Annotated in this window: 12 protein-coding genes; 5 read left to right on the plus strand and 7 right to left on the minus strand. The window is 74.2% G+C overall.

The window, feature by feature from the left end; all coding sequences use genetic code 11:
* Nucleotides 1-374: 374 nt before the first annotated feature.
* The gene (locus tag ABZX11_RS41345; protein ID WP_354923868.1) at nt 375-1250 is read right to left on the minus strand and encodes an alpha/beta hydrolase; all 876 of its coding nucleotides are present in this window, start codon (nt 1248-1250) and stop codon (nt 375-377) included.
* 73 nt (nt 1251-1323) lie between these two features.
* Here ABZX11_RS41345 and ABZX11_RS41350 point away from each other — a divergent pair, with 73 nt between their 5' ends.
* Nucleotides 1324-2103, plus strand: a complete 780-nt coding sequence (locus ABZX11_RS41350; RefSeq protein WP_354923870.1) for an enoyl-CoA hydratase-related protein — start codon at nt 1324-1326, stop codon at nt 2101-2103.
* Nucleotides 2104-2105: 2 nt separating this feature from the next.
* Here ABZX11_RS41350 and ABZX11_RS41355 read toward each other — a convergent pair whose 3' ends face one another.
* The 3 genes from ABZX11_RS41355 to ABZX11_RS41365 form a co-directional block, all read right to left on the minus strand.
* Nucleotides 2106-2669, minus strand: coding sequence for a hypothetical protein (locus tag ABZX11_RS41355; protein WP_176177449.1), 564 nt, complete (start codon nt 2667-2669; stop codon nt 2106-2108).
* A 95-nt stretch (nt 2670-2764) separates the two neighbouring features.
* Nucleotides 2765-3571, minus strand: a complete 807-nt coding sequence (locus ABZX11_RS41360; protein ID WP_176177450.1) for a hypothetical protein — start codon at nt 3569-3571, stop codon at nt 2765-2767.
* A gap of 150 nt (nt 3572-3721) precedes the next feature.
* Nucleotides 3722-4594 carry a peptidylprolyl isomerase gene (locus ABZX11_RS41365; RefSeq protein WP_354923873.1) on the minus strand — a complete coding sequence of 291 codons (873 nt, stop codon included), beginning with the start codon at nt 4592-4594 and terminating at the stop codon, nt 3722-3724.
* A 148-nt stretch (nt 4595-4742) separates the two neighbouring features.
* Between ABZX11_RS41365 and ABZX11_RS41370 the strand changes: the two genes are divergently transcribed.
* Both ABZX11_RS41370 and ABZX11_RS41375 read left to right on the plus strand, forming a co-directional pair.
* Nucleotides 4743-5315, plus strand: a complete 573-nt coding sequence (locus tag ABZX11_RS41370) for an MBL fold metallo-hydrolase (RefSeq protein ID WP_176177452.1) — start codon at nt 4743-4745, stop codon at nt 5313-5315.
* Nucleotides 5312-5941, plus strand: coding sequence for a hypothetical protein (locus ABZX11_RS41375; protein WP_354923875.1), 630 nt, complete (start codon nt 5312-5314; stop codon nt 5939-5941). Before ABZX11_RS41370 ends, ABZX11_RS41375 begins: the two co-directional genes overlap by 4 nt.
* Here ABZX11_RS41375 and ABZX11_RS41380 read toward each other — a convergent pair.
* From ABZX11_RS41380 to ABZX11_RS41390, 3 genes are all read right to left on the minus strand, one after another.
* Nucleotides 5913-6158: a hypothetical protein gene (locus ABZX11_RS41380; RefSeq protein ID WP_176177453.1), complete on the minus strand. Its 246-nt coding sequence runs from the start codon at nt 6156-6158 to the stop codon at nt 5913-5915. The genes ABZX11_RS41375 and ABZX11_RS41380 overlap by 29 nt on opposite strands.
* A 74-nt stretch (nt 6159-6232) precedes the next feature.
* On the minus strand, nt 6233-7888 hold the full coding sequence (locus tag ABZX11_RS41385; protein ID WP_354923877.1) for a YibE/F family protein: 1656 nt from the start codon (nt 7886-7888) through the stop codon (nt 6233-6235).
* A 181-nt stretch (nt 7889-8069) separates the two neighbouring features.
* Nucleotides 8070-9047, minus strand: a complete 978-nt coding sequence (locus tag ABZX11_RS41390; RefSeq protein WP_354923879.1) for a GlxA family transcriptional regulator — start codon at nt 9045-9047, stop codon at nt 8070-8072.
* Nucleotides 9048-9145: 98 nt separating this feature from the next.
* On the opposite strand from ABZX11_RS41390, the gene ABZX11_RS41395 reads away from it, so the two are divergent.
* Together ABZX11_RS41395 and ABZX11_RS41400 are read left to right on the plus strand one after the other, a co-directional pair.
* Nucleotides 9146-9850 carry a DJ-1/PfpI family protein gene (locus ABZX11_RS41395; RefSeq protein ID WP_354923881.1) on the plus strand — a complete coding sequence of 235 codons (705 nt, stop codon included), beginning with the start codon at nt 9146-9148 and terminating at the stop codon, nt 9848-9850.
* Between the two features lie 106 nt (nt 9851-9956).
* A complete protein-coding gene (locus tag ABZX11_RS41400) occupies nt 9957-12890 on the plus strand; it encodes a BTAD domain-containing putative transcriptional regulator (protein WP_354923883.1) in 2934 nt (977 codons plus the stop codon).
* Nucleotides 12891-12965 lie beyond the last annotated feature (75 nt).

The raw sequence follows: 12965 nt of genomic DNA on the forward strand, positions 1-12965 counted from the left end.
GGCGGGTTTGTCAAGGCACGCTTTCCCGCCTTGACAAACCCGCCCGGCGGCTGAAAATCCGAACGGAGGGGCGGGGGAGGTCGGACCCGCTGCCGTGCCGCGGCAGAGCGAAACCACGGCAGAAGCCGCGAAACAGGTCTGCCGCGGCAGAGCGAGAAGCTGCGGCTCTAAAGAAAAAAGCGTCCTCGCCGGACAGGCAGGCTCCGGGATGACCCCGACTGCCGCTCTCGGCCGCCGGTTCTCGAGTTGGGTCGCTGGGTGGTCATCCCGTCGCCTGATTGAGGCCTATCACTTTGAGCCGGGCCCGCAAGCTTTCGTAGTCCTCCTACGTTGCGCTGCTGGTTGCGGGCCCGGCTCAAAGTGATTTTTGGGCCTCAGGCGACGGGATGACCACCCAGCTCGTGTGCCTGGGGCCTGCTGAGGAACCTTTGCAGCAGTTCGTTCACTTTCTCCGGGCGTTCCATTGATGGGAGGTGGCCTGTGTCGTCCAGCTCGACCAGTTCTGCCTGGGGCAACGAATCCGCCAAATGCGCCGACAGCTCCACCAAGCCCGGGGCGTCCGCCTTTCCGATCACCACCAGTGCCGGTGTCGTGATCTCCGCCAGGCGGTGGCGGGTGTCCGGGATGCGCTCCGTCCACTGTGGAGTCGTCCAGTCGTGGTGGTACACCTGCTCGCACATTTCCCTGACCTGCTTCACCATTTCGGGCGGCAGGACCGAGACGTCCCGGCTTGGCCCTGCCACCAGGTAGCGGATGTTGGCCTCCGCCATCGCCTGGACGTCCGCCGGGTCGATCTCGGCCTCGCGGGTTTCGTAGCGGGCCAGCCTGCCGTCGGGGAACAGCTCGGCCGTCATGCGGGCGATGTCCGCCTGCATCCGGTCCGGCCACGGCTGGCCGGTCAGGCCCGAACCCAGCAACGCCAGCCGGGTGATCCGCTCCGGTGCGGCGAGGGCTGCGTCCAGTGCGCACGCCCCTCCCATCGACGCCCCGACCAGCGCCGCCTGCTCGATCCCCCGGGCATCGAGCAGGGCCAGCAGGTCCTCGTAGTGGGCGTGTTCACCGGCTTCGCCGCGGGTCTCCCCGAAGCCGCGGCGGTCGTAGCGGATCACCCGGTGGGTGGCGGCGAGCTCGGTGAACTGGGCGTCCCACATCCGGCGGTCGCCCAGTGCGGCGTGCAGCAGCACGACCGCGGGCCCCTCTCCCGCTTCGTCGTAGCCGAACGCCGTCCCACCCACCTCGATCGTCGCCATGGCCCCAAACTAGCCACCCGACCGCGTCACACACCGCCGGTTTCGCTGAGGGCGAGCGGTTATCGTGCGAGGCATGACCGAAGGATTCGACCTGACGCGCGACGGTGACGTTGCCCGCCTGACATTGACCCGGCCGGAAAAGATGAACGCCATCACCTACGGCATGTGGTCGGCCATCCCGGACGTGGTGGCGGAGGTGGAGGCGGATCCGGCGCTCAAGGTGCTGGTCGTCACCGGGGCCGGCAAGCACTTCTCGGCCGGTGCCGACATCAGCGAGTTCCGCGAGTTGCGCACCACCGCGGACGGCGCGGCGAGCTACGACAAAGCCGTCGAAAGCGCGGTCGCCGCCCTCACCGCGATGCGGAAACCCTCGGTGGCGATGATCCGGGGCAACTGCATCGGCGGCGGCTGCCAGGTCTCGGTCGCCTGCGACTTCCGGTTCGCCGCCGAGGACGCGCGGTTCGGCATCACGCCGGCGAAGCTCGGCATCGTCTACCACTTCGACTCGACGCGGCAGCTCGTCTCGCTCGTCGGCCCCGCGCACGCCAAGTACTTCCTGCTCTCCGGCGAGCTGATCACCGCCACCCGCGCGCGGGAAATCGGCCTGCTCAACGACGTCTTCCCGGCCGATGACCTGGAAGCCTCGACGCTGGCGTTCGCCGAGACGCTCTGCGCACGCTCCCAGGCGTCGATCCGCGGGATGAACCGGATCATCGAAAAGATCACCGCCGGGCTGGAGACCTCCGACGCCGAAGTCGAGGAAATCCGGTCGGAAGCCTTGCACGGCGAGGACTACGCGGAGGGCGTCGCCGCGTTCCTCGAGCGGCGCCCGCCGCGGTTCACCTTCCGCTGACCTCAGCCGTCCAGGTAGGCGTGGAAGTGGTCGGCGACGACGTCGGTGACGCCGGCCGGGTCGAGCTTCCCGTCGATTTCGATGACGCGGATCCCGAGGTCGCGCGCCGCCCGCACCGCGTTGGCGGCCAGCATCCGGTCGCGGGTCAGCCGGGTGCGCTGCTGCGGGATGGTCACCCCGTCCGCCCGGTGCCGCAGCTGGTGCTGGCGGAACAGCTCGGTCGGCACCAGCACCACCATGCGGCCGGGGGAGTCCACGAGCGGGGCGACGAGCTCGGGCCGCAACCCGCGCCCCTCGGCGACGATCGGGCGGGGCGAAGTCAGCGCGCGCAGCTCGTCGAGGGCGCAGCGGAACCGGGTGCCGAACTCGGCCATCAGCGCGGTCAGCTGGTCGGCGGCGGGGAGGTCGTCCGGCAGCGGGGTGCGGGGCCGGGCCCGGTCGTCGTGGTGGTAGGTCGTCAGGCCGTGCCGGTCGGCCAGCAGCCGCGCGACGGTGGACTTCCCGGTCCACGGAGCGCCGCCGATCCACAGCGCCTTCTGGAGCGTGCCGAACGGATCCGAGGTCATCAGACGACTATCGCGGGCCCGCCCGCCGGATGGCCAGTGTTCGGGTGCCGGTTGCGCCGTTCAGCGCAGAGTGACCCCACACGTACGCCCCGGCGTTACGGCGTCTCCCGGTCGCCGTCGACCACGAGCACGGTGGAGGAGTCCGCGAAGTCCGGCTGGGGGCCGATCCGGAAGTGGAACCGCGAGCCCGGCCGGACCGCGGCGACCACCTGGGTTTCGGCCGTGTCGAGCACGATGATCGCCAGCTCGGTGGTGACCGGCTCGGGCCGCAGGACGACGTCGGGCCGGGGCGCGGGCACGACGATCGGCAGCGGCAGGGTGCCGCTGACCGAGCCGGAGCCGAAGTCCTCGTCCGCGGGCGGTGCGAACGGGGTGGGCGGGAGCAGCTGCGGGCGCCGCCGCCACCAGAGCCCGGCGAGCAGGCCGGTCAGCAGGCCACCGACGCCGCTGACGGCCGAGGCCAGCCCGGCGCTCATCCCGGACGCTTCCGGTTCGGGCGCCGGCTGGACGGCGGCGGGAGCGACCGGCGGTGCCGACGGCAACGGACCGAACTCCACGCCGGGCTGCGGGGCGGCGTCTTCGGGCAGCTGGAGCACCTGGCCGGGCTCGATCGCGGCCGGGTCGGTGAACGGCGTGCCGTCCGGCCGCGGCCGGCCCTGGTTCAGCCGGAAGATCTCGGGGAAGCGCCGCCCGTCGCCGAGCGCGCGTTCGGCGATCTTGAACAGCGTGATGTCCTCGGGGTTGTCGGCGTGCGGCACGATGAAATACTTGACCGGGGGTGGCGGGTCGGCCTGCGCGAGCGCGGGACCCCCGGCGAGCACGGCGAAGAGGACACCGGCGCAGCCGGCCTGACCGGCCCGCCCGAGGGCGCGGCGGACCGCGGGAACCCGGTTTTCGACCATCGTCGGCACCTCTCCCCGTCGACCCGGGCGGGTCCGGCGGTGTTGCCCTTCTACACGGGGCCGGTGCGGACGCGGTTCAGATCTCGGGGGCCGGAACGGACGGAACCGCCCGTCCCGGACCGTGCCGGGACGGGCGGTTCCGACGCCGGGTCAGGAGACGGTGACGCCGGTGAACTTCACCTGCTTGGTCGGCGCACCCGTGCCGTCCTGCGGGTTCGGGTTCGCGATGCCGGCCTTGGCCACCGCGTCGAGCACCTTCAGGCCCTCGTCGCTGATGCTGCCGAAGACCGAGTAGTCCGCCGGGAGGCCGTCGGCGTTGCCGTAGACCATGAAGAACTGGCTGCCGCCGGAGTTCGGGGCCTGCGTCTTGGCCATGGCGAGGATGCCGCGGCCGTACTTGATCTCCGGGAACGCCTCGTCCGGCATCGTGTAGCCGGGGCCGCCCTGGCCGTCCTGGGTCGGGTCGCCGGTGGCCGACGGGTCACCGCACTGCAGCATCTGCAGGCCCTCGGTGCCGAGCCGGTGGCACATGGTGCCGTCGTAGAAGTTCTGCTTGGCCAGGCTGACGAAGCTCTGCACCGCGCAGGGGGCGAGCGCGCGGTCGAGCGTCAGCGGGATGTCGCCCGCGGTGCTCTTCAGCGTCACGTTCACCGTGCCGGTCGACGGGACGTTCTTGCCGTCCGGCGGGTTCACCTTCTTCGGCGCCTTGCCCGTCGCGTCCGCCTTGAAGTCGCACGTCGTCGGGTTCGGCAGCGCGGTCGCCCGCTTCGGCAGCGCGGTGCGCTGCGTCGGGATCTGGATTTCGGTCGGCGGCGGGGCGGCCGAGGACGACGCCGCGGTGTCCGTGCTGTCACCGCTGTTCGCGCTCACGATCCACACCACGACACCGGCGACGACGAGGACGGCAACGCCGACCACTCCAGCCCCGATCATCCGGCGTCGCTTCTGCTGCTCCAATCGGCGCTCGAGCTGCCGCTCGAGTTTGCGCTTCGCAGCTTCGCGGCGCTGCTGGTTGGTCGCCACCCCGTACCCTCCAGGTTTCCGCTCGTGTCACACGTCTGAGGTAGCGGCAGTGTATGGGCACAGCCTGTGAGGACCATGTACAGGGCCCGCTAGTCTCAACCCGATCGTGATCGGCGCCATCCGGCGCGGAAGTCCGGGGAGGCGTTCGGTGCTCGTCGTCGGGTTCGCCAGCGGCCCGCTGCAGGCCAACTGCTACCTGCTGGCGGCGGCCGCAGGCGGGCCGTGCGTGGTCGTGGATCCGGGTCAGGAGGTGGCCGCGCCGCTGGCCGCCGCGCTCGACGAGCACGGGCTGGTCCCGGCGGCCCTGCTGGCCACCCACGGCCACCCGGACCACGTCGCTTCGGCGGCCTCGCTGTCGGCCGAGCACGGCGTCCCGCTGCACCTGCACCCCGGTGACGCTGCGCTGTACGACGGCGAGAGCGTGCCGCTGTCGCCGGGCACCTTCGCCGGGCTGGACGTCGACGTCCGGCACGTGCCGGGCCACACGCCGGGGTCGGTGGTGCTGGCACTGGCGACACCCGAAGGCGGCCGGCTCGCGCTGACCGGGGACACGCTGTTCGCCGGCTCGATCGGCCGCGGGGACGTCGAGGCGGCGCTGCAGGACCTGCTGGCGGCGTTCCCGGACGACACGGTGGTGCTGCCGGGCCACGGCCCGGCGACGACGATCGGCCGGGAACGCGCGGGCAACCCGTTCCTCGCCGGGACGGGGGTCCGACGGTGACCGAACGCATCGCGCTGTTCGAGGAGGACCCGCGCGGCCGCCGCCGCCGCGGGATCTCGGGCCTGATCGGGGTGGTGATCGTCGCCGCGGCGTTCGGCGGGGTCGCCGGCCTGATCGGCGGCACGGTGACCGGCCTGGTCGTCGCGGTGGTGATCGCGCTGCCGCTGCTGTACGTGATGGCGGTCAGCATCCGGCGCCGCGTCTGGCTGGAGGGCTCGACGCTGCTCGTGCGCACCTGGGGGCTGCGGCGGGTCGACCTGACGACCGCGACCCGGCTCGACCTCGTCGTCGGCGACGTCCGCGGCAGCCGCACGGTGAGCCTGCTGGTCAACGCCGGCCAGCGCGGCAAGGTGGCGAAGGTCGACCTCGCCGTGTTCTCCGGGACGGGCGGGCGCGAGCTGGGTGTCATGCCGCTGCGGAAGCTCGCGAACGCGCTGATGAACAACACCGAGGCGAACGGGCTGGTGTTCGGCGAGCTGCTGGTCGCCGAGCTGAAGGCCGAGGCGCGCGGGGGCGGCGTGGCGGAGCGCCCGCTCTACCGGCTGGCGTCGGTGGCGCCGTCGGGCAAGTACGTGCAGCGCTTCACGATGGAAGCCGTCAGCCGGTTCGTGGCGACTCTCGACTGAGCTCCTCGTCCGCCTCGCGCAACTGCTCGAGCTGGTAGACCAGCTCCGGGACCTCCTGCGCGATGTACTCGGCGAGGCGCTCGACGTGGTGCAGGGTGGCGCGGACGTCCTCGAGGGCGGCCGCGATGCGCGGCAGCGACTCCACGGCCTGGACCGTGGCGGCGACCACCCTCAGCGCGCCCCGCACCACGGACCGCGGTCCGGCAAGCAGGAACATCGGGCCTCCCCGGGTCGGCTGAGGCTTTCCTACCGCGTTGTCGCTGGTCCGGCGCGTCCGGGGGGCCGCCGGTGTTACGGGTGGGACGGAACGGCTTTCGTGGTGCTGCTGAGGTACCCGGCGGGCTCGCGGGAGGCGATCAGCGCGGCCAGGACGGTGGTCACCGGCACGGCGGCGACGATGCCGACGCTGCCGGCGAGGGTCCGGATGATCTCCTGGGCGATGTCCTCGCTGCCGAGCAGCGCGCCGAGCCCGACGCCGGAGATCGACGAGTACAGCAGCACCGGCAGCGCGGCCCCGGCGTAGGCCATCACGAGCGTGTTGACCGCCGAGCCGACGTGGTCGCGGCCGATCCGCAGGCCGGAGCGGTAGAGCTCGCGCCAGGTCAGGTCCGGGTTGGCGCGCCGCAGTTCCCAGACGGCGCTGGTCTGGGTGACGGTGACGTCGTCGAGCACGCCGAGCGCGCCGATCACGACGCCGGCGAGCAGCAGCCCGCGCGCGTCGATGCCGTGGCCCAGCGACCCGATGAGCGTCGAGGTGCTGTCGTCGAGCCCGGTCAGCGAGGCGGCGGCGGAGAAGATGGCGGACAGGACGCCGATGAGGGCGAGGCTGACGAGCGTGCCGAGCACGGCGGCGGAGGTCCGCGCCGAGAGGCCGTGGGTCAGGTAGAGGGCGATGAACATGATCGCCCCGGCCCCGGCGATCGCCACGACCAGCGGGTTTTCCCCGGCGAGGATGGCGGGCAGGATGAACAGCGCGATGACGACGAAGGAGAGCCCGAGCGCCACGAGCGCGGCGACGCCCTGCCACCGCCCGAGCACGAGCACGGCGACGGCGAAGAGGGCGGCGAGCACGAGCAGCGGGGTGCCGCGCTGGAAGTCGACCAGCTGGAAACTGGCGGGATCGTTCGGGTTCCCGTTGTTGTAGGCGAGCACGACGGCGTCCCCGGCGGCGAAGCGCGGGGTGCTGGGCTCGATCGGGACGGTCAGCCGCAGCGGTTTCCCGGCGGCCGGGCCGTCGGTCATGGCGAGGTCGACGGTCAGGCAGGGCTTCGCGTTCGGGTCGCTCTGGTCGCCGACCTGGACCTGGCCCTGGGCGAGGCAGGGGCCGGTGGCGGTGGTGCGGATGTCGGCGTGCACCGGCGTGCCCTGCGGGACGACGCTGGTGGGGGAGGCCTTGCCCCAGGGGTAGAGGACGACCATGCCGACGACGGTGGCCAAAGCGAGCGGGGCGAGCAGCCAGATCAGGAGGAGCTTGACCCGCCGGGACGCCGGGGCGGCGGGTCCGTGGCCGTGGCCATGCCCGTGGCCGTGGCCGGTGGGGGGTTCCGGGGTGTCGGCGGCCTTGCGACGGGGTCGTGCACCGGCTTCGGCGGCCCGCTGCGGCCCGGTGTCGCCGCGGCGGGTGGCGGGGCGCTCGCCGTCGGTTCGGATGGGCTCCGGCCCGGTGTCGCCGCGACGGCGGGAGGTGGCGGGCTGGTCGCTGCCGGGGAGGGGCTGCGGCCCGGTGTCCCCGCGGCGGCGCCGGGGCTCGGCCTGGCCGTTCCCGGCCGGAAGGCGCAACGACCCCGAGTGGGCGACGCGCTGCGGGCCCGTGTCGGTGCGGCGGCGGGCGGGTTTCCGGGGCGTTCCCGGCGTTCCGGACGCGGCGCGGGCCGGGGAAGAGGACACCTCGTCCGTGATCCGGCGAATCGGGCCGGTTGCGTCGTCGTCCAGGTCGGGGCGGTCCACCCGCACATCCTGACAGCGGGTTTCCGCACCCCGCGCGAGGGGCCGCCGACGGCCCGGTTCGTCCCGATGCGCCGTACCTGGGGGACCACGACCCGGAACTCGCGTGATCAGAACCCGAACTCGCGTGATCGGGCGCGTAACTCGCGTGATTGGCGGGGCATCACGTGTGATCGGCGGGGTATCAGCCGTAGGACTGGCGGACGTGGACGCGGCGGTAGGCCGACGGCGGGGTGTCGAAGTGGTCCAGGAAGGCTTGGCGCAGCGTTTCCGTCGAACCGAAGCCGCAGCGGCGGGCGATCGTCGCCAGCGGGAGGTCCGTTCCCGACAGCAGGCGGGCCGCCTGTTCCGTGCGGATCGTGCGGACGTAACGGCCCGGGGTGGTGCCCAGGTGGGCGTCGAACAAGCGGGTCAGCTGGCGGGTGCTGATCCCCGCCCGCGCCGCCAGGGCCGGCGTGCCCAGGTCCGCGTCGAGGTGCTCGGCGATGTAGGCGGTGAGGTCGCGGACCTCGCGGTGCTCCGGCGGCGGCCCGGCCAGGAACAGGCTGACCTGGGCCTGGTTGCCCGGCCGCTGCAGGTACGTCACCAGCGCGCGGGCCGCCTCGCGGGCCAGTGACGGGCCGTGGTCCTCCTCCACCAGCGACAGCGTCAGGTCCAGCCCGCTCGTCACGCCCGCCGCCGTGTAGACGTTGCCGTGGCGGACGTACAGCGGGACCGGGTCCACCGTCACCGACGGGTAGTCGCGGGCCAGGCGGGCCGCGTAGCGCCAGTGCGTCGTCGCGCGGCGGCCATTGAGCAGGCCCGCCGCCGCCAGGACCTCCGCGCCCGTGCACACCGACGCGATGCGGCGGCTGCTCCGGGCGAGCCGGCGGACGTGAGCGAGGACGCGCTCGTCGGCCGCCGCGGCCGTGCTGCCCCAGCCGCCCGCCACGACCAGCGTGTCCAGGTCGCCGGCGACCTGGTCGAGGCGCAGGTGCGGCTGGAGCGTCAGGCCGGAGCCGGTGCGGATGCCGTGGCCGTCGACCGACGCCAGCTGCAGCTCGTACGGCGGTCGCGCGCCGAGCCGGTTCGCGGCGTCGAACACATCGGCGGGACAGGCGATGTCCAGCAGCTCGGCGTCGGCGTAACCGACGATCGCGACCCGTCTGGGTGAGCCTGGCATGATCGAACGCTAGCAGCCCGACCGGCGCTCGGACGTGGTTCGCAGGAATCCGGACATCGGCGCCACCCGCGTCGCGCGCGAACGCCACCGTGAACCGCATGACCGAGACCCCGAAGACCATCGCCTTCGTCGTGTACCCCGGCCTCACGCCGCTCGACCTCGTCGGCCCGCTGCAGGTGCTGAGCGCGCTCGGGCAGCTGGACCGGCGCTACCGGACCGTCGTCGTCGGCGCCACCAAGGACACCGTCGGCACGGACACGCCGCTGCGGATCGCCCCCGGCCACACCTTCGACGAGGTCCCGGCCCCCTTCGCGGTGCTGGTGCCCGGCGGGACCGTCCCGACCCTGCGCGCGATGGCCGACGAGCGACTCCTCGCCTGGCTGCGCACCGCCGCCGCGAGCGCCGAGCTGGTGACGTCGGTGTGCACCGGCTCCCTCGTCCTCGGCGCGGCCGGGCTCCTGGACGGCAGGCAGGCGACGACGCACTGGATGTTCCGGGACCTGCTGCCCGCCGTCGGCGCCACCCCGGTCGCCCGTCGGTGGGTCGAGGACGGCCCGGTGATCACCGCGGCCGGCGTCTCCGCGGGCATCGACCTGGCCCTGCACCTGGCGGAACGGCTGGCCGGGCGGCAGGTCGCGACGAACATCCAGTTCGCGATCGAGTACGACCCCGAGCCGCCGCAGGGCGCCCTGGACTGGGCGAACCAGCCCTACGGCGACCTGAAGCCGCTGCGCGAGCACACCTTGCGCGAAGGGCTCGCCGAAAACCCGGACCTGCTGGCGAAACTGCTCGCGCACGCGTGAGGACGAACGTCGTCGGCCATCCGGGTGAGCGGGGTTTCCCCACTGCGTCGAAAGGTTAGATTCAGGTCGCTCGATCAGGTGATCTCGCGGGTGGGGTGTTGTAGCCGTGCGGTTCCAGGTCCTCGGGCCGTTGACGGCCTCCGTCCCGCTGCCGTCGGCGGCCCAGCCGCGGCGGCTGCTCGCGGTGCTGCTCGCCCGCGCCGGTCAGTTCGTCGGCCGCGACACGCTGGTCGACGAGCTGTGGCCGGACGGCGCGCCGTCGAGCGCCGCGGCGGTCGTGCAGGTCACCGTGTCGAAGCTGCGCAAGACGCTCTCGCCCGGCCTGGGCGCCGCCGAGGCCGGGCAGCGGCTGCGCTCCGGGCGGCGGGGCTACGCGCTGACCCTCGAGCCGGGGGAGCTGGACGCCGACGAGTTCCTGGCGCTGCTGTCCTCGGGGGCCGACGACCGCGCCCAGCGCCGCCGCGCGCTCGAACGGGCGCTGGCGTGCTGGCGCGGGGACGCGTTCGCCGACGTCGCCGGCGGGCCGCTGCTGGAGGCGCACAAGCTGTGGCTGGAGGACCGGCGCTCGGCCGCGCTGCTGCAGCTGGTCGAGCTGGAACTGGCCGACGGCGACGGCCGGTCGGTCGTCGAGCGGCTCGACCCGGTGGTCGCGGCCCGGCCCGCCGACGAGCGGTTCGCCGCCCGGCTGGCCGCCGCCCTCGGTGCCGTCGGCCGCCGCGAATCGGCGCTGGAGGTGCTCCGCCGGACCCGGCGGGCGTTGTGGGACGAGGCGGGCGTGTGGCCGGGCGCCGACCTCACCGCGGTCTACCGCCGGATCGCGGGCACCGAGTGGACGACGCCGGGGCCGCCCGCCCAGCTCCCGCCCGCGGTGCCCGACTTCACCGGGCGCGCGGCCGAGCTCGCCGACGTCGCCCGCGCGCTGCGGGGCCCGGCCCCGGTCGTGCTGCACGGCGCCGCCGGGGCCGGCAAGTCCGCGCTGGCGGTGCAGGCCGCCTGGCGGGCCCGCCGCCGGTTCCCCGACGGCCAGCTGACCGCCTCGCTGCGCGCCGAGGACGGGACGCCTGCCGAACCGGCCGCGGTGCTGACCGGGTTCCTGCGCCGCCTGGGCGCGACCCCGGCGGAACTGGCCGACCGCGCCGGGCTGGCCGGGCTCTGGCGCGGCTACACCGCCGACCGGCGGCTGCTGGTGCTGCTCGAAGACGCCGCGTCCGAAGCCCAGGTGCGGGCCCTGCTGCCGAGCGGGCCCGGCTGCGCCACGCTCGTCACCGCGCGCCGGGAGCTGCCCGGGCTGTGCGGGGCGCGGGCGGTCCGGGTGCCCGAACTGTCCACAGAGGACGCACGGGCGCTGCTCGCGGCGATCGCGGGGGAGCCGCGCCTGCAGGCCGAACCCGAAGCGGCGCACCGGATCGTCCGGCACTGTGCCGGGCTCGCGCTGGCCGTGCGGATCGCCGGGGTGAAGCTCGCGGCCCGCCCGGGCCGCAGCGTCGCCGACCTCGCCGCCCGGCTCGCCGACGACCGGCGCCGGCTCGACGAGCTGACCGCCGGCGACCTCGGTGTCCGTGCCGTGGTGACGACGGCGCTGCGCGGAGCCGACGTCGCGCTGCTGGGGCTGCTCGCCGCGTTCGGCACCGCCGTCCCGGACTGGTGCGCGGCGGCCCTGCTCGACCTGCCCCTCGACGCCGCCCGCGACCGGCTGGACGACCTGGCCGCCGCCCACCTGCTGACCCCCGCCGGCCCGCGGTGGGCGGTGCCCCCGTTCGTGCGGCTGGTGCTGGCCGAGCACCCGGGGGAGGTGGATCGCGCAGCGCTGCGCCGGGCCTGTGAGACCGCGCTCGCCTGCGCCGAACACGCCCGCGGCCGTCCGGCACCCGGGCTGCCCAGGCCGGATCCGGCGGTCGTGCGCGGGATCGCGGCCGACCCGGCCGCGGAGACCGCCCACCTGGCCGCCGCCGTCCGGCTGGCCGGCGCGCACGGCTGGCACGAGCTGACCGAACGGCTCGCCGACGCCTGCACCGCGCTGGCCGGTACGCCGTGGCTCGGCCACGCCGCCCGCGCCGTCTCGGTGCTCGGGCTGGCCGCGGCCCGCCGCCGCCAGGACCCGCGGGCGGAGGCCGAGAAGCTCTACAACCTCGGCGCGGTGCACGGCCAGCACGGCCACTGGCAGCGGGCACAGGCCTACTTCGTGATGGCCGAGCACCGCTACCGCGCCCTGGCCGACCCGCAGGGCACCGGCGCGGTGCTGGCCGCGCTCGCCGACGTCCACCTCGACGGCGGTGACCCGCTGACGGCCGAGGCCGAGCTGCGGGAAGCCCTCGTCCTGCTGCGTGAGTGCGGGGACCGCCGCGGGCAGGCGGCCGCGGCGGCCCAGCTCGGCTCGCTGGCCGAGGACGTCGGTGACGTGCGGCGGGCGATCGAGAGCTTCGAGGTGAGCATGCTGCTCGCGCGGGAGTGCGACGACGGCCGCGAGCACGACCAGGCCGCCAAGCGCTACGCCGACGTGCTGCGCCGGCACGGCGGCCAGGACCAGGCGGCCGACCTGCTCGCCGGTGCGCTCGGCGGCGCCGTCCGCGCCCGCGAGCGGCACTGGGAGGCGCACGTCCTGCGCAGCCTCGGCGACCTGCACACCGAAGCCGGGGAAACCGCCGACGGAGAACGCTTCCTGACCCGTTCCCTGGCGCTGTTCGAGCAGATCGGGCACCGGCACGCGGCCGCCTACACCCACCGCAGCCTCGCCGAGGCCCGCCGCCGCGCGGGCGACCCGGCGGGCGCGCGGCGGCACCTGCTGCTCGCGCTGGAGGTCTTCCGGGAGCTGCGCGACCGCCGCGGCGCCGGGTACGCCCTCCTCGGCCTCGGGCGCACTCAGGCCGGGGAAGGTGCCGTCACCGAGGCGGAACGGCTGCTGCGGACTTCGGCGGAGCTGTTCCGCCGGCTCGGCTTCCCGCTGTGGGAATTGCGGGCGCTGCGCGAACTCGACGCCGTCACCAGCGGATCGCCGGACCGCGACCGGACTCGTGAAGTCTTGACGAAGATCAGGACCTGACGGCGTCCCGGCCCGGCGGGCGCGCCGGCGAGTTTGGCGAAGTTATGGCCGCCCCGATTTGGCTCACCGGCGTCC

Origin of the sequence: Amycolatopsis sp. NPDC004169 (genome assembly GCF_040610315.1) — a bacterium.
In the GTDB taxonomy this organism is placed as follows: Bacteria; Actinomycetota; Actinomycetes; order Mycobacteriales; family Pseudonocardiaceae; genus Amycolatopsis.

Coding starts and splice junctions, on each gene's coding strand:
- ABZX11_RS41345 (WP_354923868.1), bottom strand. CDS start 1,250: ATGGCGACGATCGAGGTGGGTGGGACGGCGTTCGGCTACGACGAAGCG.
- ABZX11_RS41350 (WP_354923870.1), top strand. CDS start 1,324: ATGACCGAAGGATTCGACCTGACGCGCGACGGTGACGTTGCCCGCCTG.
- ABZX11_RS41355 (WP_176177449.1), bottom strand. CDS start 2,669: ATGACCTCGGATCCGTTCGGCACGCTCCAGAAGGCGCTGTGGATCGGC.
- ABZX11_RS41360 (WP_176177450.1), bottom strand. CDS start 3,571: ATGGTCGAAAACCGGGTTCCCGCGGTCCGCCGCGCCCTCGGGCGGGCC.
- ABZX11_RS41380 (WP_176177453.1), bottom strand. CDS start 6,158: ATGTTCCTGCTTGCCGGACCGCGGTCCGTGGTGCGGGGCGCGCTGAGG.
- ABZX11_RS41390 (WP_354923879.1), bottom strand. CDS start 9,047: ATGCCAGGCTCACCCAGACGGGTCGCGATCGTCGGTTACGCCGACGCC.
- ABZX11_RS41395 (WP_354923881.1), top strand. CDS start 9,146: ATGACCGAGACCCCGAAGACCATCGCCTTCGTCGTGTACCCCGGCCTC.